Source organism: Erythrobacter sp. NFXS35 (genome assembly GCF_040148725.1).
In the GTDB taxonomy this organism is placed as follows: Bacteria; Pseudomonadota; Alphaproteobacteria; order Sphingomonadales; family Sphingomonadaceae; genus Erythrobacter.
The window spans coordinates 1,122,173-1,147,049 of sequence record NZ_JAGDEB010000001.1 but is presented as its reverse complement, the minus strand read 5'-3'; the positions used below and the strand labels follow the sequence as shown (position 1 = coordinate 1,147,049).

General features: G+C 63.7%; 19 protein-coding genes. 5 read left to right on the top strand and 14 right to left on the bottom strand.

What is annotated here, in order from left to right; translation table 11 throughout:
• Window positions 1-93: 93 nt before the first annotated feature.
• The 7 genes from J3454_RS05560 to J3454_RS05530 all read right to left on the bottom strand — a co-directional run bounded on the left by J3454_RS05560 (window position 94) and on the right by J3454_RS05530 (window position 8,883).
• The gene (locus J3454_RS05560; RefSeq protein WP_349512749.1) at window positions 94-1,872 is read right to left on the bottom strand and encodes a sodium:solute symporter family protein; all 1,779 of its coding nucleotides are present in this window, start codon (window positions 1,870-1,872) and stop codon (window positions 94-96) included.
• A gap of 13 nt (window positions 1,873-1,885) precedes the next feature.
• Window positions 1,886-2,227, bottom strand: coding sequence for a DUF4212 domain-containing protein (locus J3454_RS05555; protein ID WP_349512748.1), 342 nt, complete (start codon window positions 2,225-2,227; stop codon window positions 1,886-1,888).
• Window positions 2,228-2,356: 129 nt separating this feature from the next.
• Window positions 2,357-2,791: an META domain-containing protein gene (locus J3454_RS05550; RefSeq protein ID WP_349512747.1), complete on the bottom strand. Its 435-nt coding sequence runs from the start codon at window positions 2,789-2,791 to the stop codon at window positions 2,357-2,359.
• 3 nt (window positions 2,792-2,794) lie between these two features.
• Complete coding sequence (locus tag J3454_RS05545; RefSeq protein WP_349512746.1) at window positions 2,795-3,202, bottom strand: hypothetical protein; 408 nt, start codon at window positions 3,200-3,202, stop codon at window positions 2,795-2,797.
• Between the two features lie 142 nt (window positions 3,203-3,344).
• Window positions 3,345-3,647, bottom strand: a complete 303-nt coding sequence (locus tag J3454_RS05540; protein WP_349512745.1) for a hypothetical protein — start codon at window positions 3,645-3,647, stop codon at window positions 3,345-3,347.
• A 112-nt stretch (window positions 3,648-3,759) separates the two neighbouring features.
• Window positions 3,760-6,627 carry a M16 family metallopeptidase gene (locus J3454_RS05535; protein ID WP_349512744.1) on the bottom strand — a complete coding sequence of 956 codons (2,868 nt, stop codon included), beginning with the start codon at window positions 6,625-6,627 and terminating at the stop codon, window positions 3,760-3,762.
• A 45-nt stretch (window positions 6,628-6,672) separates the two neighbouring features.
• Window positions 6,673-8,883 (bottom strand): acylase, encoded by a 2,211-nt coding sequence (locus J3454_RS05530; RefSeq protein WP_349512743.1) that lies wholly within the window; start codon window positions 8,881-8,883, stop codon window positions 6,673-6,675.
• Between the two features lie 222 nt (window positions 8,884-9,105).
• Between J3454_RS05530 and clpB the strand changes: the two genes are divergently transcribed.
• Window positions 9,106-11,682, top strand: coding sequence for an ATP-dependent chaperone ClpB (gene clpB / locus J3454_RS05525; RefSeq protein ID WP_349512742.1), 2,577 nt, complete (start codon window positions 9,106-9,108; stop codon window positions 11,680-11,682).
• Between the two features lie 93 nt (window positions 11,683-11,775).
• On the opposite strand, the gene J3454_RS05520 is transcribed toward clpB, so the two are convergent.
• Both J3454_RS05520 and J3454_RS05515 read right to left on the bottom strand, forming a co-directional pair.
• Window positions 11,776-14,814 carry a TonB-dependent receptor domain-containing protein gene (locus tag J3454_RS05520; RefSeq protein WP_349512741.1) on the bottom strand — a complete coding sequence of 1,013 codons (3,039 nt, stop codon included), beginning with the start codon at window positions 14,812-14,814 and terminating at the stop codon, window positions 11,776-11,778.
• A gap of 246 nt (window positions 14,815-15,060) precedes the next feature.
• Entirely contained in the window at window positions 15,061-16,350 is a 1,290-nt protein-coding gene (locus J3454_RS05515; protein ID WP_349512740.1) for a 2OG-Fe(II) oxygenase family protein, read from the bottom strand.
• A 170-nt stretch (window positions 16,351-16,520) separates the two neighbouring features.
• Here J3454_RS05515 and J3454_RS05510 point away from each other — a divergent pair, with 170 nt between their 5' ends.
• Both J3454_RS05510 and J3454_RS05505 read left to right on the top strand, forming a co-directional pair.
• Window positions 16,521-17,693 carry an acetyl-CoA C-acetyltransferase gene (locus J3454_RS05510; RefSeq protein WP_349512739.1) on the top strand — a complete coding sequence of 391 codons (1,173 nt, stop codon included), beginning with the start codon at window positions 16,521-16,523 and terminating at the stop codon, window positions 17,691-17,693.
• A gap of 94 nt (window positions 17,694-17,787) precedes the next feature.
• Complete coding sequence (locus J3454_RS05505; protein ID WP_349512738.1) at window positions 17,788-18,573, top strand: SDR family NAD(P)-dependent oxidoreductase; 786 nt, start codon at window positions 17,788-17,790, stop codon at window positions 18,571-18,573.
• A gap of 151 nt (window positions 18,574-18,724) precedes the next feature.
• Here the strand turns inward: J3454_RS05505 and J3454_RS05500 are convergent, their stop codons facing one another.
• Complete coding sequence (locus tag J3454_RS05500; RefSeq protein ID WP_349512737.1) at window positions 18,725-18,973, bottom strand: hypothetical protein; 249 nt, start codon at window positions 18,971-18,973, stop codon at window positions 18,725-18,727.
• 366 nt (window positions 18,974-19,339) lie between these two features.
• On the opposite strand from J3454_RS05500, the gene J3454_RS05495 reads away from it, so the two are divergent.
• Complete coding sequence (locus J3454_RS05495; protein WP_349512736.1) at window positions 19,340-20,212, top strand: crotonase/enoyl-CoA hydratase family protein; 873 nt, start codon at window positions 19,340-19,342, stop codon at window positions 20,210-20,212.
• Window positions 20,205-20,705 carry a MarR family winged helix-turn-helix transcriptional regulator gene (locus tag J3454_RS05490; protein WP_349512735.1) on the top strand — a complete coding sequence of 167 codons (501 nt, stop codon included), beginning with the start codon at window positions 20,205-20,207 and terminating at the stop codon, window positions 20,703-20,705. Before J3454_RS05495 ends, J3454_RS05490 begins: the two co-directional genes overlap by 8 nt.
• A gap of 54 nt (window positions 20,706-20,759) precedes the next feature.
• Here J3454_RS05490 and J3454_RS05485 read toward each other — a convergent pair whose 3' ends face one another.
• From J3454_RS05485 to J3454_RS05470, 4 genes are all read right to left on the bottom strand, one after another.
• A complete protein-coding gene (locus J3454_RS05485) occupies window positions 20,760-21,785 on the bottom strand; it encodes a type II secretion system F family protein (protein WP_349512734.1) in 1,026 nt (341 codons plus the stop codon).
• A gap of 16 nt (window positions 21,786-21,801) precedes the next feature.
• The gene (locus J3454_RS05480; RefSeq protein ID WP_349512733.1) at window positions 21,802-22,773 is read right to left on the bottom strand and encodes a type II secretion system F family protein; all 972 of its coding nucleotides are present in this window, start codon (window positions 22,771-22,773) and stop codon (window positions 21,802-21,804) included.
• Window positions 22,774-22,886: 113 nt separating this feature from the next.
• Entirely contained in the window at window positions 22,887-24,167 is a 1,281-nt protein-coding gene (locus J3454_RS05475) for a pilus assembly protein CpaE (protein ID WP_349512732.1), read from the bottom strand.
• Window positions 24,168-24,170: 3 nt separating this feature from the next.
• A complete protein-coding gene (locus J3454_RS05470; RefSeq protein ID WP_349512731.1) occupies window positions 24,171-24,851 on the bottom strand; it encodes a CpaD family pilus assembly protein in 681 nt (226 codons plus the stop codon).
• Window positions 24,852-24,877: the final 26 nt, after the last annotated feature.

Here is a 24,877-nt window from a genome sequence, read left to right as displayed (position 1 = left end):
TGCGCGAACGCGAAAGGGCGGCACCCGTCGCCGGATGCCGCCCCTTTCCCGCTTGCGATCCGAAGGAGCGGGGTGGGCGAGTGGTTCAGCCGATCAGTGCACGTGGGCTTCGCCCGCACCGCGCGGCACGCGGATCGAATCCACCAGCTTGCGCACTTCCAGCGGCGGGCCTGCCGTCACCATCGACACAGCAATCGCGACCCCGAAGTTGATCAGCATTCCGATCACCCCGATCCCTTCGGGCGAAACCCCGAACAGCCAGTTGGCGGCAACGTTGGCTTCAGGCGCGGCGATCAGCTTGAAGTAGAAGATGTATCCGAAGGTGAACACCAGACCCGACAGCATCCCGGCAATCGCGCCTTCCTTGTTCATCCGCTTGGAAAAGATGCCCATGAAGATCGCCGGGAACAGCGTCGCTGCCGCCAGCCCGAAGGCGAAGGCCACCACCTGCGCGACCCAGCCCGGCGGGTAGATGCCGAGATAGCCCGCGATGATGATCGCCGCCGTGGCCGCAATGCGTGCCGCGCGCAGCTCACCTTTTTCCGAGATGTTTGGACGGAAGGTCTGCTTCAGCAGATCGTGGCTGACCGATGCGGAGATCACCAGCAGCAGCCCTGCCGCGGTGGACAGCGCCGCTGCCAGCCCGCCTGCGGCCACCAATGCCACCACCCAGCCGGGCAGATTGCCGATTTCCGGGTTGGCCAGCACCATGATGTCCTGATCGACATAGACTTCGTTGGCATTGCCTTCGACCGGCGTGTTGCTGACGGCGCGTTCACCCGAAGCGCCAGCGGTTCCGGTGAATTCGGGCTTCCCGTCAAAGGCGTTGCCCATGCGGTATTGCATCTTGCCGTCGCCGTTCTTGTCCTTGAACGCAATCAGATCATTGCTTTCCCAGTTGGTGAACCAGCCGGGGGCTTCGCTGTAGGATTGCTCGTTGACGTTATCGATGAAGTTGAGCCGCGCAAACGCCGCGACCGCCGGGGCCGTGGTGTAGAGCAGCGCGATGAAGACCAGCGCCCAGCCCGCCGATTTGCGCGCGTCGGACGCCTTGGGAACGGTGAAGAACCGCACGATCACATGCGGAAGGCCTGCCGTGCCGACCATCAGCGCCAGCGTGATGCAGAACACATCGATCATGCTTTTCTGCCCATCGGTATAGGCCCCGAACCCAAGGTCGCCGAGCACCAGATTGAGCTTTTCGAGCACATACAGCCCAGACCCATCGTTCACCGTCGACCCGAGACCCAGTTGCGGGATCGGGTTGCCGGTAATCATGAAGCTGAGGAAGAATGCGGGCACCATATAGGCGAAGATCAGCACGCAGAACTGCGCCACCTGGGTATAGGTGATGCCCTTCATCCCGCCGAGCACCGAGTAGACGAACACGATGCCCATGCCGATGATCACGCCCATGGTGATGTCGACATCGAGGAAGCGCGAAAACACGATCCCGACCCCGCGCATCTGCCCGGCGATATAGGTGAAGCTGATGAAGATCAGGCAGATCACCGCCACCACGCGGGCGGCCTTGCTGTAATACCGCGTGCCGATGAAATCGGGCACGGTGAACTGGCCGAATTTGCGCAGATACGGCGCCAGCAGCAGCGCCAGCAGCACATAACCGCCGGTCCAGCCCATCAGATAGACCGACGCATCATAGCCGACAAAGGCGATGATCCCGGCCATCGAGATGAAACTGGCCGCGCTCATCCAGTCGGCAGCGGTGGCCATGCCGTTGACCACCGGGTTAACCCCGCCGCCCGCGACATAGAATTCCTTGGTCGATCCCGCACGGCTCCAGATGGCGATGCCGATATAGACCGCGAAGCTTACCCCAACGAAGAGGTAGATCAGAGTTTGAGTGTCCATTGTCCGTCCCCCCTCAATCGTCGAGATCATATTTGTGTTCGATCTGCTTCATCCGCACGACGTAGAAGAAGATCAGCGCGATGAAGACGTAGATCGAACCCTGCTGGGCGAACCAGAAGCCGAGCGGGTAACCGCCGAGCATGAACTGATCGAGCCATTCGCGAAACAGGATCCCCGCCCCGAACGAACAGGCGAACCAGATCGCCATCAGCACGCCCAGCAGGCGCAGGTTCTCATGCCAATAGGCATCCTCGCGCAGGTTGGTTTCGCCGTCGGCGGTGGTTTCATCGATGTCGGGCAGGGCGTCTGGCCCATCATGCTCCGAAGCATGACCTTGCGGCGTGTCGTGGCTCATGTGTCCTCCCCCTCTGATGGGCATGACCGGTGCGCGAGGGTGCGCCCGATCCTGCCTGCAAGGCTATGTCAGTGGGGGAGACTGCGCGAGAGCGACTTTAGTCTTACGCGGCATCCGCGCGCCGCGTGCCTATTCGGCGGCGGCAAAGGTGAAGCGCAATGTGCCGGTTTCGATCACCAGCTCGCGCCGGTCCATCGTCAGGACATAGGTCTGGGCTTCGGACAAGGCGGTTGCCATCTGGTTGCCGAAGCTGGGTTCGGGGCACAATGCGCGCGTGCTGGCGATCGGGCCGATATCGATCGCGCCTGCTCCATCGCGCGGCCTGCCCGCCGTCCACGAGGCGCGGCCGCGATTGCAATCGAGTTGCAGCGTCAGCGCGCCCTCATCGCCGAAGGTCAGCGTGTGCCGTGCCTGCAGCGCCGGCGTCAGCGTGGTGGTGCTGCCGGAGGTGTCGATGGCGGCAAGCTGCCACTCGCTCCCCGTCAGCGGGTGCGGGGCCGAGGTGGTGGCGCAGGCGGCGAGCATCATCAGCGCGCCGCCTGCGATCAGGTTCCTGCTGTGCAACACTTATTCGTCCGGCGTGGGGGCTTCGCCCGTGGTCGGCGCGACCGGTGTGTCGCCGGTCCGCACCGAGACCATGACGATCCCTTCGACCGTGCTGACGATCTTGCCGTTCAGCGCTTCGGCCGAGGCGGTGTCGGGGCAGCCGACCAGAATCAGGCTGTCGTCGAGATAGTTCGAGGTCGCGGCGGTTTCACCGAGGTTGCGGCACGGATCGCCTGCATTGGGGAAACCGTCACCGAACGCGCCGACCGCTTCGGGAAAGACGGCCGCAACCGGTGTTTCGACTGCTGCCGGGGCTCTGGCAGCCTCGTCGGCGGCCTCTTCGGCAGCGATATTGCTGTTGGCGGTGTTGCCGCTGCAGGCGGTCAGCGCCAGCGCGGTGGCTCCTGCGAAAATAGCGTGAAACTTCATTTTGCGTCCCTCCCTTGTTCAGACGTAACATGAAGATAACCCGTCCGGGAGGCTGCTGGCAACTACCGCCGCGCAGCCATGCAAAAAGGCCGCCGGAGCGCGAACTCCGGCGGCCTTTTGCTGCCCTTGGAGGCAAATGCGATCAGCCTTCGCGCTGGCCGGTCAGCGGCATCGCGCCGAACGCGCCGGCATTGACGCTGCCGGTCAGCTGGTCGCCGTCGACAGTCGCTTCGCAATCGAGCGTCATCGGCATCGGCACGGTCATGTTCATTTTCCAGGTCAGGGTGTTGCCGTCGATCTTGCCGTCGACCACATCCATCGATCCGAGGCTGCCGACCAGCGAACCGGTGAAGCTGTCGCCTTCGGCCGGAACGACGGTGAACGTGCCGTTCTGATCGCCCATCGGGCTTTTCACGACGGCCTTGTAGGTACCTGCAACAGACATAGTCCAACTCCTTGGATGGTGTGCGGACCTCGGGCGACCCGGCACTTCTGGATGCACTATTTACACGAGTGTCAGCGCGCTTCAACCAGATTTGGGCCGAAGTGCGCTGCAATCACAGCTTGTCGGCTTCGAGATATTCGACCGGCATTCCAAGCGTGGCAATCTGCTCGTCGATCTGCATGCGGTCACCCACCACCACGATCACGAGATTGTCGCTGCCGAGATATTCGCGTGCCGCCGCGTCGATCCGGGCGGCATCGATCCCCCGGTAGATATCGGGCAGCCTGGTCTGGTAGTCGCCCGGACGACCAAGCAGCTGATTGCCGAGGATGGCGGAGAGCACCTGTCCGTTGGTCTGGAATCGGTTGGGCAGACCGCGCACGTTGCCTTCCGTCACCCGCTGCAGCTCCGTCTGGTCGATCCCCTTGCTGGCCGGGAAGGCCGACAGGTTTTCCAGGATCGCCTTGATCGAATCCGCCGTACGATCGGATTGGACGGGGGAGAAGACGGTAAACGCGCGCGGGCCGACACCTCCGGTTAACCCGCTGCGGATGCCATAGGTCCAGCCCTTCTCTTCGCGCAGGTCCATGTTGAGGCGCGACAGGAAGCCGTCGCCGATCACCTCGTTGGCAAGATCGAGCGCCTCGAGCCCGCCTTGCGTCCCGCGCACCGGCAACACGCGGCCGAGCAGTAGCACGCTTTGCGGGCTGTTCGGGCGGTCGATCACCACCACCCGCGGACGGGCCGCGGGCACGGCTGCATCCACGTTCTTTTGCGGCTTCGCCCCGGCAGGCGCTTGCCAGTCGCCAAATGTCTTTTCGAGGGATGCGACCAGTTCAGGCATCAGGATATCGCCGACCACGGTGATGCGGGCATTGTCGGGGCGGAGCCAGCGCCCATGCTCGGCCCGCAAGGCTGCGGCGTCCAGCGACGAAACGACTTCGGGCAGACCGCGCGCGCCGACGTTGCCGTAGGGATGGTCCGGGCCATAGAGGATCGGACCGATGGCCCGCTGGGCGAGCCCGAAGGGATTGGCGCGCTCCTGCGCGATGCCGGCCAGCTGCTGGCTCTTGGCGCGCGCGACATCCTCGGGCTTGAAGGCCGGGTTGCGCACGATGTCCGCCACCAGCGCGAACGAGGGGATAAGGTTGGCGGTCAGCGCGGTCATCTGCACGCTGCTCGTATCGGTGCCGGTGCCGGTCCCGATCGATGCGCCCAGGCGCTCTTGCGCGATCGCGATCTGTTCGGCGGTCAGCGTGAGGGTGCCCTCGTCGAGCAAGCCCATCATCAGCGATTGGGTGCCCGCCCGAGCCGGGCCATCGGCGGCACTGCCCGCGTCGAAAGTGATCGCCATGCTGACCTTGGGGATCGAGGTGCGCCGCGCCAGCGAAACCTCGATACCGTTCGAAAGGCGCGCAGTCTCCACCGCAGGGAAGGTCAGCGCGCCCACAGGTGCAACGTCAGGGGCCTGGCGCGGGGGAGCGGTGCGGGTGACGGGAATGGGGGTTTTGGGATCGGGCGTGATCGCCTCTCCGGTGGCCTCATCGCCCCAACCACCCATCGCGGCGCCATCAAGGGTGCGTTCGCCCGGCTGGATGGTGAGGGTGTAGGCGGGGCGCCCCAGCCAGCGCTGCATGGCTGCCTGAACCTGCGCCGGCGTGAGGCGCGCGACCTTGTCCAGTTCCTTTTTGTAATGCGCCGCATCGCCGGTGTAGAGCAGCCCTTCGGCCAGCGTCGCGCCCTTGCCACCAAAGCCGCCGACCTCTTCGAGCGCGCCAATCTGGCCTGAGACGATCTGGGTCGCGGCGCGGGTCAGCTCGTCCGGCGTTGGACCGCGGGCGACGAACTCGGCGATGATCGCGTTGAACTTCGCTTCGGCGACAGCCGGATCAACGCCCGGCTTCACATCCATCTGCGCCTGCAGGTAGCTGAGCTGTTCATGCTGCTGGGCGGAGGCGCTGACCGAGACGGCCAGCTCGTCGCCGCGCACCAGCGCGTTGTCGAGCCGCGATGAGGCGAGCCCGCCGAGCACGGTGAGACCCGCGGCGAGCGGCACGGCGTCGGGATCGGTGATGGCCGGCCCCGTCCAGTTCTTCATGATCCGGATTACAGGCACCTGGTCTGTGATGGTGTCACGCTTTTCAGCCGCAAGCGTTACCGGCTGCGCCACGGTGCGCACCACTTCCGGCCCGCGCGGGATCGCGCCGAACCAGCGCTCTACCATCGGGCGGGCGGTCTTGGCGTCGATGTCGCCCGCCAGCACCAGCACCACGTTGTTGGGGCCGTAGTTGTCGGTGAACCACTGGCGCACGTCGGTCAGGCTGGCTGCATCAAGATCCGCCATCGAACCGATGGTGGAATGGCGATAGGGGTGACCGGCCGGCAGCAGGCCTTCGGCGAGCTGGTACTGCACCAGACCATAGGGGGCATTATCGCCCTGCCGCTTTTCGTTCTGGACAACGCCCCGCTGCTTGTCGAGCTTGTCCTGCGTGACCGCGCCGAGCAGATAGCCCATGCGGTCGCTTTCCATGAACAGCGCAAGGTCGAGCGCGCCGGTTGGCACGGTTTCGACATAGTTGGTGCGGTCATACCAGGTCGAACCATTGGTGCTGGTCGATCCGGCTGCCTCGAGCGGAATGTCGAAATTCTCGACGTTCTCCGATCCGCCGAACATCAGGTGTTCGAACAGGTGGGCAAAGCCGGTGCGACCGCGCGGTTCGCTCTTGCTGCCGATGCGATAATAGACCGTGACGCCGACGACCGGGCTTTTGCGATCTTCGTGCACCAGGACGGTGAGGCCGTTTTCCAGCTCGAACTTCTCGTACGGAATCTGCACCTGCGAAACCAGCGTCGGCAGATCGGCGGTCGCCTGCGGCACCGCAGAGGTCGCCGCATGGTTATCGGCCCATGCCGGAGCGGCAGGCCCGCAAAGCGCAAGGGCAAGCGCCGAAAGGCTGGCTGCGGCGAAACGATGGATCATGGACGAAGGCTCCGATGAAAGATCAGGCGAGAAGAAAAGCGCCAGTCAGCGCGCGTTGGTGACGGCGGTGCGGTTGCTGGCATTCGCCATCACATCATCACGCCAGAAGTAGACCGGCTTCAGCTTGTGTTCGACGAATAGCTGCATCTGGTCGTTGTAATGCGGGCTTTCGGGCCGGGTGGTGGCGGACCCGAACGGCTGGATCGAACGCGAACTCACCGGCTCGCCCGGCATCCATTCGACCCACATGATGAAGCTGTCGCCGTGCTTGAGGCTCAATCGCCCGTCATCATCGACATCCCACGTGGTCGAGGCACGCAAGGTGTCCGAACCGCCATCAAGCGGCAGGTCGAGATCGCCCTGCCGAAGACGCAGCAGATCGGCCATCGGCGGGTCGAGCCGGCCGAAATGGGTGGTGAGATGATCGGCGGCAGCTTGCAGCTTTTCTGCCACGTCAGGGAAGGGCTTGTTGCTGTAATCGGCGGACATGAAATCGCGGATCACCAGCAGCGCAATCGCATCGGCCTTGCCCACATTGTCGGCGGTGAAATCCCAGGTCAGCAGCAGATCGCGCGCTTCGGCAAGTTTGCCGTCGGCTTGCAATGCCTCCAATCCGTCAAACAGCCGCGCGACATAACCTTCGCGTTCGTAGCCGGTGTCATATTTGATCGCCTCCAGCGTCGCGCGGTCGAGCAGGCTCGCCTCGCTCAGCAACTTGTAGGCGCGCCATGACCGGTTGGTCTGCTTGCGCTCGATCCCCAGCACCGGCGAGAAATCATCGGGCGACAGATCGCTGCCCGCCCCAGCGGCGGTGAAGGGCTCGTTGTTTGAATTGTAGATCCACCCGCTCGCCGGGTTCACCAGCTTGGGCAGTTCCGCGTAATCGACTGCGCCGTCCCAGATCAGCTCCGAACGGTCGCCGGGCAGGACGGAGCGCCAGTTGGCCTGCACATCCTCCGGCCGGTCAGGGATCGCGGCGTTGTAGACATAGGCGATGGTGCCGGCCTTGTCGGCATAGATGAAATTGGTCGAAGGGATCGCCATCCGCTCGATCTGTGCTTCCCATTGATCGAAACTGGTCGCCTTGTTGATGCGGTAATAGGCATCGAGCTGCTGGAGCTGGCCGATCCCGCCGTACCGCACCGCAAACGCGCCCTTGTCGTTGCGGATCACGGGGCCGTGAACGCTCCGCAGCACCTCGCGCCGGATCGGCAGCACCACAGGGCCAACCTTGACCGGCAGCGTCACCATCTCGCTCTCCAGATAGCGCCATTCGCCGTCGAGCCTGTAGCGCATTCCGCTGTCGTCGAGTTCCAGCTGGTAGATATCGATCATGTCGGGGGTGTTGACCGTGTTGGTCCAGCCCAGATGTTCGTTGTGCCCGAGAAAGGGGAAGGGCGAACCAGGGAAATTCGCCCCCGCAAAATGCCAGCCTTCGCCGCTTTCCACGACCAGTTCGTACCACGCCACGCCGCCGCGGAGCGGCTGGTGCGAATTCGAGATGAGCGTCGTTGGCCCACCCGATTTTTCCGGGCTGACGGCAAAGGCGTTGGAGCCCATGTGTTCGGCATCCTCGCCCAGCGGCAGCACCAGTGCGCGCGCCTGCTTGGGCTGGGCGGCGGCTTCCGCTGCAGGCTCAGCGCCGGGCAGCGGCGTACGCGGGAAGCCGGGGATGTCGGGGCCGTGTTCGCGGCGCAGGTCTTCGCCTGCCACCAGCGGTCCGATCACCGAATCCAGCCCGAAGAAGAACGGCTGGCGCAGCGCAAACCCGGCGGCCACGTCCATCCCGTTGACCGGGAACAGGTTGGCAAGCTTCAGTTCTTCCGGGTGCGCCTCTGCGTATTGGTTGAGGCCCGCGGCATAGGCTTCGAACAGCGCACGGGTATCGGCTGGCAGCTTGGGATATTCCCGCTCCGCCGTGCCGCGCGCGTCGATCAGGTGGTAGACATAATCGACCTTCGCCCCGTCCTCGCCCGCAATCGCCCCATAGCGCCCGCGGCTCATCGCGACGACATCCTGCAGGGTGAAGAAATCGTCCTCGGCATGGGCAATCGCGACACCATAGGCGGTGTCGGCATCGGTCGCGCCGTAGATATGCGGCACGCCGAAATCGTCGCGGATGATCTCGGCCTTGTAGACCCGGTCCGCAGGGGGATTGGCCGCGCTGGCGAAGAACGGCTCCCACGTTGCGAGCACGGTAAATGCCAGCACCACAACCGCCACCAGCGCGATGGCGCCGCCCTTGACCCACTTCATGCCGATTTCTCTCCCAAATCGCTTGACGGTTCCATCGCTTGACGGCGCCGGGAGGTCAAGGGAGCCGTGGCAGGTGTATTAGTTGCACAATACCCCTTGCCTTCGCATCAGGGCATCCCAATTATCGAAAGAGGGATCAGGGATAAAATTCGCGACCGGGTCTTGTGTTGCTAAATTGCAACACTACTTCGGTGCAGACGTTCAAGTGAGGGGTTTGACCAGATGAATCTCGAAAAGTTCACCGACCGCGCCAAGGGCTTTCTGCAAAGCTCGCAGACCGTGGCGATCCGCATGAACCATCAGCGGATCACGCCGCTGCACCTGCTGAAGGCGTTGCTCGAAGATAGCGAGGGCATGGCCGCAGGGCTGATCCAGCGCGCGGGCGGCACGCCGGCGTTGGCGGTGGCCTCGGTCGATGCGGGCCTCGCCAAGGTCCCGGCTGTCACCGGCAGTGGCGCGCAGGCAACCCCCGGGCTCGATAATGACGCGGTGCGCGTGCTGGACCAGGCAGAACAGATCGCCGACAAGGCGGGCGATTCCTACGTCACGGTCGAACGCCTGCTGGTTGCGCTCGCATTGTCGCAGGGCGCGGCGGGCGAGGCGCTGAAGGCCGCCAGCATCACCCCGCAGTCGCTCAACGCCGCGATCGAGCAGCTGCGCGGCGGCAAGCGCGCCGACAGCGCCAGCGCCGAAAACACCTACGACGCGATGGAGAAATTCGCGCGCGATCTGACTCAGGCAGCGCGCGACGGGAAGCTTGATCCGGTGATCGGCCGTGACGAGGAAATCCGCCGCACGATCCAGATCCTTGCCCGCCGCACCAAGAACAACCCCGCCCTGATCGGCGAACCCGGCACCGGCAAGACCGCGATCGCGGAGGGCCTTGCGCTCCGCATCGCCAATGGCGACGTGCCCGACAGCCTCAAGGGCCGCACGCTGATGAGCCTCGACATGGGTTCGCTGATTGCCGGCGCGAAATATCGCGGCGAGTTCGAGGAGCGGCTGAAAAGCGTGCTCGACGAGGTGAAGAACGCCGACGGCCAGATCATCCTGTTCATCGACGAGATGCACACCCTGATCGGCGCGGGGGCCAGCGAAGGCTCGATGGATGCCTCCAACCTCCTGAAGCCCGCGCTGTCACGCGGCGAACTGCATTGCATCGGCGCGACCACGCTCGACGAGTATCAGAAATATGTCGAGAAGGACCCCGCGCTCCAGCGGCGCTTCCAGTCGGTCTATATCGACGAGCCGACGGTCGAGGACACGATCAGCATCCTGCGCGGGATCAAGGACAAGTACGAGCTGCACCACGGCGTGCGGATCACCGACGGCGCGATTGTCGCCGCGGCGAAGCTCAGCGACCGCTACATCTCGAACCGCTTCCTGCCCGACAAGGCGATCGACCTGATGGACGAGGCCGCCAGCCGCATCCGCATGGAGGTGGAGAGCAAGCCCGAGGAGATCGAGGCGCTCGACCGGCGGATCATCCAGCTGAAGATCGAGGAATCCGCGCTCCAGAAGGAGACCGACCAGAACTCCAAGGACCGCCTCGTCGCCCTGCGCGAGGAATTGGCGAACCTCGAACAGCAGTCGAGCGAACTCACCACCCGCTGGCAGAACGAGCGCGACAAGATCGAGGCCGAAGGCAAGATCAAGGAACAGCTCGATGCGGCGCGGCTGGAGCTTGAACAGGCGCAGCGTAGCGGCGACCTCGCAAAGGCGGGCGAGCTGTCCTACGGGCGCATCCCCGAACTCGAACAGAAGCTGGTCGATGCGCAGGCGCTGTCCGAAAACGCCCTGCTGCGCGAGGAAGTGACCGAGGAGGACATCGCCGGTGTGGTCAGCCGCTGGACGGGCGTACCGGTCGACAAGATGATGGAAGGCGAGCGCGAGAAGCTGCTCGACATGGAAAACATCATCGGCAAGCGCGTGATCGGTCAAACGCAGGCCATTACTGCGGTCTCGAAGGCGGTGCGCCGCGCGCGCGCCGGTTTGCAGGATCCGAACCGTCCGCTCGGCAGCTTCCTGTTCCTCGGCCCCACCGGCGTCGGGAAGACCGAACTGACCAAGGCGCTGGCCGGATTCCTGTTCGACGATGACAGCGCGATGGTGCGGATCGACATGAGCGAATTCATGGAGAAGCACGCGGTCGCCCGCCTGATCGGCGCGCCTCCGGGCTATGTCGGCTACGAAGAGGGCGGGGTGCTGACCGAAGCCGTGCGCCGCCGCCCCTATCAGGTGGTCTTGTTCGACGAGGTCGAGAAGGCGCACAGCGACGTCTTCAACGTGCTGCTGCAGGTGCTCGACGATGGGCGCCTGACCGATGGGCAGGGCCGGGTGGTGGACTTCAGCAACACGCTGATTATCCTGACCTCCAACCTCGGCAGCCAGTACCTCGCCAATCTTCCCGATGGCGCCGAGCCGGCCACGGTCGAAAAGGACGTGATGGACGTGGTGCGCGGGCATTTCCGGCCCGAGTTCCTCAACCGGCTGGACGAGATCATCCTGTTTCACCGGCTGGCGCAGGAACACATGGCCCCGATCGTCGCAATCCAGGTGAAGCGCGTTCAGAAACTGCTCGCCGACCGCAAGATCACCATCGACCTGACCGACGCCGCGCTGCGCTGGCTGGGGCGGGTGGGTTACGATCCGGTCTACGGGGCGCGGCCACTGAAGCGCGCGGTGCAGCGTTACCTGCAGGATCCGCTTGCCGAGATGCTGCTTGAGGGCAAGCTGCCCGACGGTGCGACCCTGCATATCGACGAAGGCGACGGCGCGCTGACCATGACGGCCACCTGATGTCCGACTGCTTCCATCCGGCCTCTTTCGTGTCGGCCACAACAAAAAAGGCCCCGGTTTCCCGGGGCCTTTCTTTTGTGGTGAGCCGGAGACTTACCAGCGCTTATTTACGGCGACCGAGAAGGTACGACCGAAGGCATCGTTGATCCCTGTGCCCGGGATACAGAAGCCGAAGGTGCGCTGACACTGACGGTTGAATGCGTTGGAAACCACGAAGTTGAAACGCATTTCGTCATCGGTCTCGAAGTACACGTTAAAGTCAACCGTAACGAAGTCATCGAGCTTGTCGAACTGGCGCTGGTCCGGGGTGCGGTTGAACCGCGAGAACAGCTGTTCGCCAGTGTAGTTGACAACCGAACCGAAGCCCCAGTTTTCGCCGATATAGTTAGCGACGAACTGACCGGCCCACGTCGGATCGCCCAGCTCTGCGTCGGATCGCGCCGGGGCAACCCCGGTGATGTCGGTCTGACGGTACAGTACCACCGACAGGTCGCCGCGCAGTTGCAGCGTGCCCGGGATGCCGAGACCATCGAGCGGAGTAGCATAGAGCGCTGCCGCCTGAATGCCCTCGTAATCAATGGCGTTACCGTTGACGAAGCCGGTGAGAACGCCCGGATTGGTCGGGTTGGAGACAACTTCACCGATCGCATCACGCTGAATGAGCGAGCAGAAAGAGTTGCCGTTGGCCGGATCGGCCGCGTTGAAGTTGTCGTTATCGAAGCAAGCCGAGTTGATCTGAGCGCTGGACAGCTGAGCAATCGGATTGGAGATCGAAATGTCGATGTAATCGACGGTGAGCGAGAAGTTCGGCAGGAACCACGGACGCAGAATGCCTCCGACGCTCCAGCTGTCCGCCTGCTCGTTGTCAAGGTTCGGATTGCCGCCGACGAGGATCGGCACCGAAGCCTGCGCCGCAGTCTGCGGGCGTGGGATGTCCGGGAAGGCCGACAGGAACGCGCCGCAGTTGCGATCGCGTGCTTCGGGGTTCGGGCCGCCGGTGCGGTTCGGACCGAAGCACAGATCGGGGATGAAGCCGAAGGCGTTGGCTTGCGGGAGGAACAGCTCGGTCAGCGCAGGAGCACGGAACGAACGAGTGAAGTTACCGCGGAATTCGATGTCCCGAACCGGAGCGATGCTGCCGCCTGCGGCCCACGAGAAGAACCCACCATTGATGGTGTTGTCAACATAACGACCGCGGCCGTAGACGACTGCCGATTCGATGAACGAGTCATTTTCCGGGGTGATGATCGGCACGAAGACTTCGCCGAACACCTCGTTAAGGGTGAACGAACCCGCGATCGGGGTCACCGCAGCGCCGCGGCCACGACCCTGCTGTTCGAATTCTGACGGATTGAATCGGCCGCTTTCCTTGCGGTTTTCGTAACCGATATTGACGCCGACTTCATTGCCGAACAGCTCGAAGATGGTGCCGCCGACGTTGGCGTTGAACACGGTCTGTTCAAGCACCGAGCTCGACCGATTTTCGGCAATGACGTAATTGATCGCTTCCGGGCTCGCCTGCAGGCCGAAGAAGTTGAACGGGACGCACTGCGAATCGGCCACCGGCAAGAAGCCGGACTGCGACGGAGTAGCAGGGGTCGCATTACAGACGATCTGGCCATCAGCATTCGTCGTCACGTTGGTTGCGTTGACAAAGTTCTGGACATTGATGTCCTGCCGGAAGTCGTTGATCTCGGTCTGGCCGTAGTTAAGCGACGTTTCCCAATTCCAGTTGCGGCCAGCGATCTCGAAATCCCCGCGGGCGCCGATCACGCCGCGCAGGAGTTCGGTTTCGGCAAAGCCGGTCAGGTCAGCGAAACCGACATTGGCGCGCGACACCGTGAAGCGTTCTACCCCGGCAGCTTGCAGGACACCGCGAGCCTGATCGTTCAGGAACGGGTTGGTGACATCGAACGACAGCGCGCTGCTGGCACCACCGAACAGCGGGGTGTTGAAGGTCGGCTGCTGCACGAGTTCGTCAGCGCGGGCATCGTAATACTGCGCTTCCACGAACACGTTGATGTGGTCCGTGACATCGTAGTTACCGAAGACATTGGCACCGAAGCGACGCAGGTCCGAGGTAATCTGGCCGAAGTCGGAGAACTGGAAGCCGTCGCCGCCGAAACCGCGCAGACCCACAGCGGCGGTACCATCCACGTTGAGCGGGCGCACACCGGGATCGAAGGGGATAAGGTTGCCGCCGGCGTCGAATTGGAAGGCGCCCGTGCCGCTGAGGCCGTTGAGCGCGGCGCCCGAACTGGTTACGCCCAGCGGACCGCCGAAAATCACGCCATTGTTCGACAGAACGAACAGACGCGAAGGCGAGAACAGCACCTGATCGGGCACGCCATCATCGGGGCCGGTGTTGAGTGGCAGGTTCGGGTTGACGCGATTGCTCAGCACCGTGTTGTTCTGCGTTTCGACTTCGTCGAGGAAGAACTGGCGGCTGCGCTGCAGCAGACCGTCGGTCTGGGTGTAGAACGACGAGACCTGCAGGTGACCGCGACCGTCGGCGAAGCTGGTGCCGTACACGCCTTCGAGGCGGTACTGGAAGCCGTCTCCGTCTTCGGTGATGGTGGAAGTCGCGTTGAGGTTCAGGCCTTCGTACTGGTCATCGAGGATGATGTTGATCGTGCCCGCGATCGCGTCCGAACCGTAAACCGGCGCACCGGCGGTCGAGGCGATATCGATTTGCTTGATCAGCGCGGTCGGTATGACGTTAAGGTCGACCTGCAGACCCGGAGCGCCCGGACCGAACAGCGACGGGGTGTTCGACGACACAAGGCGACGACCATTGACGAGTGTCAGGGTCCTGTTGCTGCCGAGGCCGAAATTATTGACGAAGTTCACGCCCTGGCCGAACGCGGCCTGACCGCCCTGCGGGGTCACCGAGCCGCGGATCTGCGGCAGATCGTTTAGCGCGTCGGCAACATTAATGAAGTTACGCTGGTTGATGTATTCGGCATCAATCGTCGTGGTCGGCTCGGTCGATTCGAGATTGGGAAGGCGAATACGCGATCCGGTGACCGTAATACTGGGCGATTCTTCGCGGGCTTCAGCCGTCGTTACGACCGCATCTTCTTCATCGGCATCCTGTGCCATGGCAGGCGAGGCGATCGCGATCGCGACCATGCCAACGCTGGTAAACAGTCCGGTACGGCGGCCGGAGCCAAAAAACGTCTTCATAGTAAACCCCTTATTTGTAGGCGAATGTCCCACTTGTCGGCACGGGCTGACAATGGCTTGGCTTACACTACATTCATCCATCAGGCGCAACTGCAAGGCGACGATCGTGACATTTCAAGGACACTTCCTTCGGCGGTCGTGGCGAATATGCAACAATCTTGCGTCGGGGCGGGTTTCGGACAGGCGCCAGTTTCAAGGCGGCAACTGGGCGACGATATCGAACGCGACGGTAAGCCGTTCGTCTGCTTGCCCCCCGGTGGCCGCAAACGGCGTCGTGCCGTGATACAGCGTCGAGGGGAAAAGCGCGAGGTGGCCTGCGCACGGGCGGATCACCCGCAACGGCTCCAGATCGAGCCGCAGATCGGGCGGCGGGCGCCCGATTTCGAGCCAGCCTTCGCGCTCGCTTTCGTCCTGCGCCTGATCTGGTACCACCAGATAAAGCGCGGAGGAGATGATGCCCTGCGGGTGGATATGCGCCTTGTGATGATCGCCTCCGCCGGTCAGCCGCACCGACCATGAGCCCGCCAGCTGCCACTGCGCATCGCGGTGGGACAGCAGCGGGTGAGCGTCGTCTCGCGGGGCAAGCTGGGCGCGGTAGGTCTCCAGCGTCTCACGAATGGCGGCATGAAGATCGGCCAGCACCGGGTCTTCGCGCTGGAACAGGATGCCTCGGGTCTGGGTGCCGCCGCGCAGGGACTGGCCGAGCGGGAGGCGGGCGGACGCGTGCAGATTGCGCAATTGCGCTGCGGCTTCTTCAAGCAGTCCGGCGCGCGCGGCCAGCGGGAGCAGCGTGACCAGCCCCGCCTGTTCGTGCAGCCACCCGGCACGCGGATCGCCTGCCAGCCGCCATGCGATCCCGCGCAGCGCCCATGCGGCGATATCGTGCGGTTCGCTCGCCAACACCTGTGCGAGCAGTCGTTCTGACGCCGCCGGATCACGGCCGCGCAGCCGGTGCCGGGCCTCGTGCAGCGGCCGCTGGGGGTGGTCATCGTCAAGCTCGGCAAATAGCGCATCGGCCCGCGCCCATTCGCCCGCTGCACCGGCGTGGATCGCTTCGAGCAAAGTGAAATGCGCCTCGTCCGGGAAGCGGCCCCGCGCTTCGGCGGCAGTCGCGGCGGCATCGGCCCACAGATCGGCGGCGGCCAGCGCCTCGACATGGGCGGCGGGAATGTTGGGGTCGTGCGGCGCCCGCGCGGCTGCCGTGCGGAACGGGGCCGCGAAATCGCGCTCGCCCGCCGCCAGCCGCAATCCGGCCAAATAGGTCAGCGCGGCGGTGAAGCCTGGCGCCTGTTCGGCAAGCTGCTGCGCGACGATCCGCGCGCCGCGCCCGTCGCCATTGAGTTCGAGCGCCTGCGCCTTGCCCAGCCACAACCGCGCATTGCCCGGGTCGCGCGCCAGCAGGCGGTCGAACATGCCGAGCGCGGCCGGATCGCCGCTCGCCAGTGCGCGGTGTGCCTGATCGGGGGAGACGCCGTCGCTCATCGCACCGGCGCTATCGCTGCGCGTCAGCAGGGGCAAGGGCGCTGTAGGCGCGCCGTCGCTTTTGCCTGCTTGATTTGCTCCGCCGCGTTGAATAGGCGGGTGGTCAAAGGCGAGTGGCGATACGAAACTGATCCGCCGATGGCGCCTGAAAAGATTGCAAGGAGAGAGCAATGAGCACTGCCTATATCGTAGAAGCCGTCCGCACCGCCGGAGGGCGACGCGGCGGGCGTCTGGCAGGGGTGCATCCCGTCGACCTGCTGGCAAAGTCGCTCGATGCACTGGTTGAACGCAGCGGGATCGATCCTGCCGCAATCGAGGACGTGGTGACCGGCTGCGTCACGCAGGCGGGCGAGCAGGCGATGCAGGTCGGGCGCATGGGCGTGCTCGCATCGAAGCTGCTGCCGCAATCAACCCCGGCAGTGACGATCGACCGGCAGTGCGGTTCTTCCCAGCAGGCGATCCAGTTTGCGGCCCAGGCCGTGATGAGCGGCACGATGGACGCGGTGATCGCCAGCGGTGTCGAAAGCATGAGCCGCGTGCCTATGGGTGCCAACGCGACGCTGCACATGAAGGAAGGGCTCGGCCACTACATGTCGCCCGAGCTTCAGGCGCAGTATCCCGGCATCCAGTTCAGCCAATTCATGGGCGCCGAGATGATCGTCCAGAAGCACGGCTTCACCAAGGACGATCTCGACCGCTTTGCATTGTCCAGCCATGAAAAGGCGATTGCCGCCACCAAGGCCGGTGCGTTCGAGGCCGAGATCGTGCCGGTCGAGATCGAGACGCCCGAAGGCACCGCAATGCACACGGTCGATGAGGGCATCCGCTTCGATGCGACGCTGGAAAGCATTGCCGGGGTCAAGCTGATCAATCCCGATGGCGCGCTGACCGCAGCTTCGGCGAGCCAGATCTGCGACGGGTCTTCCGCCGTGCTGGTGGTGTCCGAAGCGGCGCTGAAGCGGTATGGCCTCACCCCGCTGGCACGCATCCACAACCTGACCGTGACCGCGGGCGATCCGGTCATCATGCTGGAAGAACCGCTGTTCGCCACCGACAAGGCGCTGCAGCGCGCCGGGCTGACCATCGGCGATATCGACCTGTATGAAGTGAACGAGGCGTTTGCGAGCGTTCCGTTGGCATGGCTCAAGCACACCGGCGCCGATCCGGACAAGCTCAACGTGCACGGCGGCGCGATTGCGCTTGGCCACCCGCTCGGCGCATCGGGCACCAAGCTGATGGCGACGCTGGTTCATGCGTTGAAGCGCCACGGCAAGAAGTACGGTCTGCAGACGATGTGCGAAGGCGGCGGTGTCGCCAACGTGACGATTATCGAGGCGCTTTAGCATTCCGTGAGTCCCCGCGACGGCGGGGACCTCAGTCCAATCCGAACGAGGCCCCCGCCTGCGCGGGGGCTCACATTTGAAAGGGAAGTTTTCAATGGAAGTTTCAGCCAATACCCCCGCCGTCGTCACCGGGGGCGCATCCGGCCTCGGCGCGGCTACCGCACGCGCGCTGGCTGCCAAGGGCGCGAAGGTCGCAATCTTCGATATGAACGAGGAAAAGGGCAAGGCGATGGCTGCCGAAATCGGCGGCATCTTCTGCAAGGTCAACGTGACCAGCGATGAAGACGTGGACGCCGGTTTCGCCAAGGCGCGCGAAGCCCACGGGCAGGAGCGTATCCTGGTGAACTGCGCCGGGATCGGCAACGCGATCAAGACCGCCAGCCGGTCGAAGGAAGACGGTTCGATCAAGCACTTCCCCGTGTCTGCCTTCGACTTCGTCATTCAGGTCAACCTGATCGGCACCTTCCGCTGCATCGCCAAGTCGGCGGCCGGCATGCTGAGCCTAGACCCGCTCGACGAGAACGGCGAGCGCGGCGCAATCGTCAACACCGCTTCGGTGGCGGGCGAGGACGGCCAGATCGGGCAGGCGGCTTATTCGGCCTCGAAGGCGGGCGTGATCGGCATGACCCTGCCCATCGCGCGCGACCTGATGAACGAAGGCATCCGGGTGAACACCATCCTGCCGGGCATTTTCGACACCCCGCTGCTCGCCGCTGCCCCCCAGAACGTTCGCGATGCGCTGGCTGCATCGGTGCCGTTCCCCAAGCGCCTCGGCGTGCCGGACGAATACGCCAAACTTGCCATGTGCATGATCGAGACCGGCTATTTCAACGGCGAGGATGTGCGTCTGGACGGCGGCATCCGGATGGCGCCGCGCTAGGGCACCGATCGCCGCTCAATCAGAGAGCCGCCCCCGCGCCAGATGGCGCGAGGGCGGCTTTTTTATGCGAACGCTCGGCATCTGCCGGATTGGCTCGCCTGTCGCGGCTATTGGTAGCGACAGGCCAACCGACGCTAATTTTTCATGAGCATCAGATGCAGGCGAAGGTGAGAATGGAGCGATCGTTTCCTGCTCCGGTTACACTGCGCAATTCTGCATTGCGGTTCCACTTCTGGCAATAATCATCTGCATTATCGCGGGCCGCGCTCTGATTGTCCGACTTTACTCTATAGGTAATACCCCGGTCGTCAGCCGAAATTATTCGTGGGTTTGCAGTCATGCACCCTGACGCAAGCAAAATTGCCGAACTGGCAAAAACGATACTTTTCAATTTATTCATTCGGTCCTCAATATTATTTCGGCATCAAGAATATTTTTTGGTTCTTTGCACCACTTCAACGAGAATTGATCTTTACGGTTCCAGTGCGACGCGGGTAATAATCTGGATTATTGTTTGGCGCCTATGACTGTGCACCGTTCGGAGCCGGTATCGCCTTCGGATTGCTGTGCGCAGCAAGCCGACGGCGCCGCTTTCCTACGGTCGCCCGCACCGACTATGCTCGGCGGATTATGCTGCAACTGTGCGCCTCGCTTACCGGAACCCTTTGCATTATCGCGCACGCTTCCAAGGCTTGTTTTCCTGTTCTGGACAGTGTCACATATGTCTCCAACAAGGGCGTGGACGCCCGGATCGAGAGAGAGCCGCATGACCGATTACACCCAGATCATCGTCGAAAAAGCCGATGGCATCGCCACCATCACCTTGAACCGGCCCGAGAAGATGAACGCCTATACCCGCACGATGGGGGCGGAGATCATCGCGGCTATGGACGATATCGACGCCGATGACGCGGTGCGCGCGGTGATCTTTACAGGTGCAGGTGAGCGCGCCTTCTGTGCGGGGGCCGATCTGACGCCCGAGGGCGGGGGGCACGTGTTCTCCGATCCGACCGAGGTGAAGGACCTGTCCGATCCCAAGGTGCGCGATGGCGGCGGCTTGCTGACCCTGCGGTTGTTCGAAAGCACGAAACCGCTGATTTCCGCCTGCAACGGCGTGGCGGTGGGCGTGGGGGCGACGATGCAGCTGGCGATGGACATCCGCCTTGCCAGCAGCACCGCGCGTTACGGCTTCGTGTTTGCGCGGCGCGGGATCGTGCCCGAAGCCGCATCGAGCTGGTTCCTGCCGCGCATCGTCGGCATCAGTCAGGCATTGGAGTGGTGCTATACCGGCCGCATCTTCGATGCCGATGAAGCAAAGGCGGGCGGGCTGGTGCGATCGATCCATGCGCCGGACGATCTGCTCCACGCCGCGAAGAGCCTCGCGCGGGAGATTGCCGACAACACCTCGGCCATTTCGGTCGCGATGACGCGGGCGATGATGTGGCGGCTGATGAGCGCGGACCACCCGATGGAAGCCCACAAGATCGATAGCCGCGCGATCTATAGCCTGTCGCGCGGGGCCGATGCGCAGGAAGGCATCGCCAGCTTCCTCGACAAACGCAAGCCGATGTATCCCGGCAAGGTCAGCGCCGACATGCCCGATTTCTATCCCTGGTGGGAAGACCGCATCTATGAGTGACGACGACGTAGCGCCCGGCACGGGGCAGGGGGAAGGGCGGCTCGCCGGGTTCCTGCCCTATCAGCTATCGGTCGCCTCCAACGCGGTGAGCGACCTGATCGCCGAGCGGTATCGGCGGCGGTTCGCGCTCAAGATCCCGGAATGGCGCGTGATGGCGATGCTGGGCGATACCGCGGAGGCGGGCGGTACCGCGATGACCCAGCGGGCGCTGACGGCAGCGACGCTGATGGACAAGGTCGCGGTCAACCGCGCGGTCAAGGTGCTGGAGCAGCGCGGACTGGTGGCGCGGGTGGCCAATCCGGTTGACGGGCGCTCGCACCTGCTGGCGCTGACGCAGGAGGGCCGGTCGATCCACGCCGAGGTCATGCCGCTGGCGCTGGCGACCGAGCGTGATCTGCTGGCCGGGCTCGATCCGCACGAGGTCGATGCGGTGCGCCGGGTGCTGGCGGGCCTGCGGGAGCGGGCGCGCCGATTGGCGGAGGGTGGGGACTAGGCCGACCCGGCGCGAGCGTGGGCGGCGGACCGGTTTGGCCCGCCGCCGTGCGCGCTATCCGGCACCCGCGCCGCCGAAGCCGCCGTCGCCCATCAGTGCATCCTTGATCGAACAGGCTGCCGGGCCGAGAATAACGACGAACAGCACCGGAAGGATGAACAGGATCAGCGGAATGGTCATGATTGCGGGCAGGCGCGCGGCCTTCTCTTCGGCGCGCATCATGCGTTCGTTGCGGAACTCTGCCGACAGCACGCGCAATGCGCTCGCCAAGGGGGTTCCGTAACGCTCGGTCTGAACCATGGTCGTGACCACGCCCTTCACCGCATCGAGGTTGACGCGGTATGCCAGGTTGTTGAACGCCAACCTGCGTTCATTGAGGAACGACAGCTCGATTGCGGTGAGCGCGAATTCGTCGCCCAATTCGGGGTAGGCGCGGCCCAGTTCCTTGGCGACGCGGTTGAAGGCAGCATCGACGGTGAGGCCGGCCTCGGCGCAGATCACCAGCAGATCGAGCGCGTCGGGCAGGCCCTTCTGGATCTCCTTGGTGCGCTTCGACGCCTTGTTGCTGAGGTAGATTTCCGGCCCCTTGTAGGTGACGAACACGGTGCCCGCAAAGGCGGCGAGCCGGGTCATCGGGCCCCAATCCGGCCAGAACTCGATGCCGTAGATCAGGAAGGCCGCAATGCCGCCCAGCAGCAAAGGCACGATGGCACGCGCACCGATAATGACGTAGGCCAGTTCCTTGTTGCGGTAACCCGCGTGCGCCAGCTTCTGATGAATAGCCTTGAGCTGGCTGTCCTGCAGAACATTGAACCTGCTGAGGTTTTCCTTGACCTTGTCGGTGGTGTTGCTGCGCCGGGTCAGGCGGGTGCGCTTCTTGGCGGTCGAAGTGACGATCCCGGCCTTGAGCTGCTCACGCCGGGCTTCGAGCACCTTCACGCGCTTGGCCATCGGGTCACGGATGGTGACCGCGGCATAGATCGCAAGCACCATGGCGAAGGCGGCAAGGCCGGCCAGCACGGTTCCGACCATAATCACGTCGAAACCGAGCACCATGGGGCCGTTAGGTTGGTCAAGCATCGCTAATTCCCCCGGATCAGATTTCGAAACTGACCATCTTGGCCATGATGAAGACCCCGATGCTCATCCAAGTGAGGCCACCCAGGCCAGCAACGATCAGACGATCGTCGGTAAAGAAGGGGGCGACATATTCGGGGTTCAGGAACGTGATCATCGCGAACACGATGAACGGAAGCGAACCGACGATGTATGCCGATGCCTTGGATTCCGAGCTCATCGCCTTGATCTTGAGCTTCATCTGCGCACGCTTGCGCAGCACGTCTGCGAGGTTCGAAAGGGTTTCGGCAAGGTTGCCGCCCGTTTCGCGCTGGATCGCCAGAGTGATGGTAAAGAAGTTGAATTCGGGGATGCCCAGGCGGTCGCCGGTATCCTGCAACGAGTCTTCCATCGACTTGCCGACCTTGATGCGGTCGACGATCCCGCGGAACTCGAGCCCGACGGGGCCCGGAACTTCCTGTGCGACCACGCCCAGCGTCTCGGTTACAGGCAGGCCCGAACGCAGGCCGCGCACCAGCAGTTCAAGCGCGTCGGGGAACTTGCCGACAAACGCATTGGTGCGCTTGCCGATGAAGAAGTTGACCACGAGATGCGGCAGACCCGCACCCACTGCCGCGCCGACTCCCAGGGAAAGCAGCGCTGCGCCGCTCTGGATGAAGGCGATCACCGCAACCGCCACCGCGATCCCGATCGACACGTAGAAATATTGCGAAACCGACCAACTCTTGCCGGTGCGGCTGAGGCGGATGTTCAGTGCTTCGATACGTGAGCCGGATCCGGCCGCCTTGAACCGCTTCGGCTTGCGAGCGGCGATGGCACGCTTCAACTGCGCATCGACCTTGGCGTCGAGGCTTTCCGAATGGCGGTAGCGGAGCGATTGCATCCGACGCTTCTGCGCTTTTGCGATGCTCGAGCCAGTCACCAGCAAATAGCCGACCACCAGCACGCTGAAGATCACCAAAGTGATGAGCAGGGTTTGGAGAAAATCCATGCCGTTGCTTCCTGCCTTGTGCCGCGCGGATGCGGCGATCGTTCACGTTTGCGGTCCGTGCGGGAGAGGCGACGGGCAGCATCGGCTGCGCCCCCCTCCCGCGCGGTGCGATGTCAGTCGGCTGCCTCGGGCTCTGCCTTAGTCTTCTTGGCGAGCAGTGCCTTGAAGTCGAACCCGCCGAGCAGCGATTTCTTCTCTTCGCCGCCGGCGGCAAGGTCCTCGACGTCGGCCCCGACGATGCGCTCCGCAATCTGGCGGATCGCCGCCGCAGCCTTGCTCGAGCGGTTGGCATCGACGAACACCTGGCCCAGCTTGGCCGCGTTCGTGGCTGCCTTGATGTCGTAAGGCACTACGAAATCGACCTTGCGTTCGATCGACGCCTCGAAATCGGCCTTGCTGATCTCGGCAAGGCTCGGCTGAACCTTGTTGGCGACGATCATCGGATGCGCGTGCGCGGCGTTGGTCTTGAGCCACGACAGGATGCGAATGGTGTCGCGCGCCGAAGCGAGGGTAAGCTCGCAGGTCAGCAGCACCAGGTTCACATCCGCCATCAACTGTGGAAAGTTGATCAGCATGTTGCGCGGCATGTCGATCACCGTCATCTCGAAAGCCTGACGGAATTCGTCTTCCAGCTGCACGAAGGCCGAACCATCGGTCATCAGCGGCTGGCTGATCGGTGCCTCGGCCGACAGGATCGACAGGTTGTCGTTCGCACGCACCATCGCGCGTTCGATGAACAGCGGGTCGATCCGGCTGGGATTCTCGATCGCGTCGGTCAGGCCGCGGCCCGGTTCGAGATCGAGCGCCAGCGCGCCGGTGCCGAAATGCACGTCGAGATCGAGCAGCGCCGTCGGCGACTTGTGCTGATCGCTGAACAGCCACGCCAGCGAGGTCGCCAGCGTCGATGCACCGACCCCGCCGCGGGTGCCCACGACAGCGGTGGAAATGTGACGCCGTGCGGCATCGGCATCGCCGCCCTTGGGCGACATGAACACCGCCAGCGCCTGGTTCACTGCATCATGCACCTGCTGCGCCGAAAGCGGTTTGAGCAGGTAGTCATGAATGCCGCTCGCCAGCAGATCGCGGTACAGCCGCACGTCGTTGACCTGGCCGACGGCGATCACCACCGTGCCGGGCTCGCACACTTCGGCGAGCGCGTTGATGTCATTGAGCGGATCGCCGCTTTCCGACAGGTCGACGAACAGGATCGCCGGGCTGGCGCTGACGGACAGCGACTGGACAGCGTTGCGCAGTCCGCCCTTGTTGCACTTTTCCGGCTGCCAGCCCAGTTCGACCACCACCGGACGCAGAACGTCGAGGGAACTATCGTCGCAGATATAGGCCGCAAATGGATCACGATTTCCGGGCAAGCCCGATTTCCAGGGAGCATTCATGACTTAGTTACCTCCTCCACCAGTGCCGCCGGCAGTTGCATCTTCCAGGCCGCCAACGCCGGTCGGTTCCGCGTCGCGGAAGCTCGCGATGGCCTTGTTCGATGTGGCAATAACGGTTTCGCCCTTGCCCTTCTTGCCTTCGAGCAGATCCTGCGGATCGGCGATCATCGCGGCATAGTTGCTGTTGGTGGCGCAACCGAAATTGGAGCTGGTGCCATTGGTGTAATTCATGTCCGAGGTTGCCGACCAGTCCGGACAGCCCGGAACAGAGGCCGTCGATCGCGTGATCACGATCCGCGCCTGACCCGGCTGGATCATACCGGCCGTGGCCGGGGCGACATCGTTGATCATCAGGCCATAGCGTGCGGCAAGATCGCGAATAGCGTTCGTTACTGCCGGGTTCTGGCCCGGATTCTCGATTGCGACACGATCACCATAGCGAAGATCCATGGTTTCGAACCAGCCGTTGAGACGCTGCTGTTCGGAGATCGGCAGGCCCGAAGCATTGGTGTTCACGTCGAACGTGAAATTGGTGCGCTCGACCACCGGCTGCTTGGTGCTGTAAAGGCTGGTATTGGTCGGCATACCGCCGCAGCCGGCCAGTCCCAGGCCAAGCGCGAGCGCAAGGGCGAAGGTGGGCGCGAGGGCGGGGGCGCGGCGCAAAGGCCCCGGACGTCCCGACATTGTCTTCGGTCGTGCAACAGGCATCA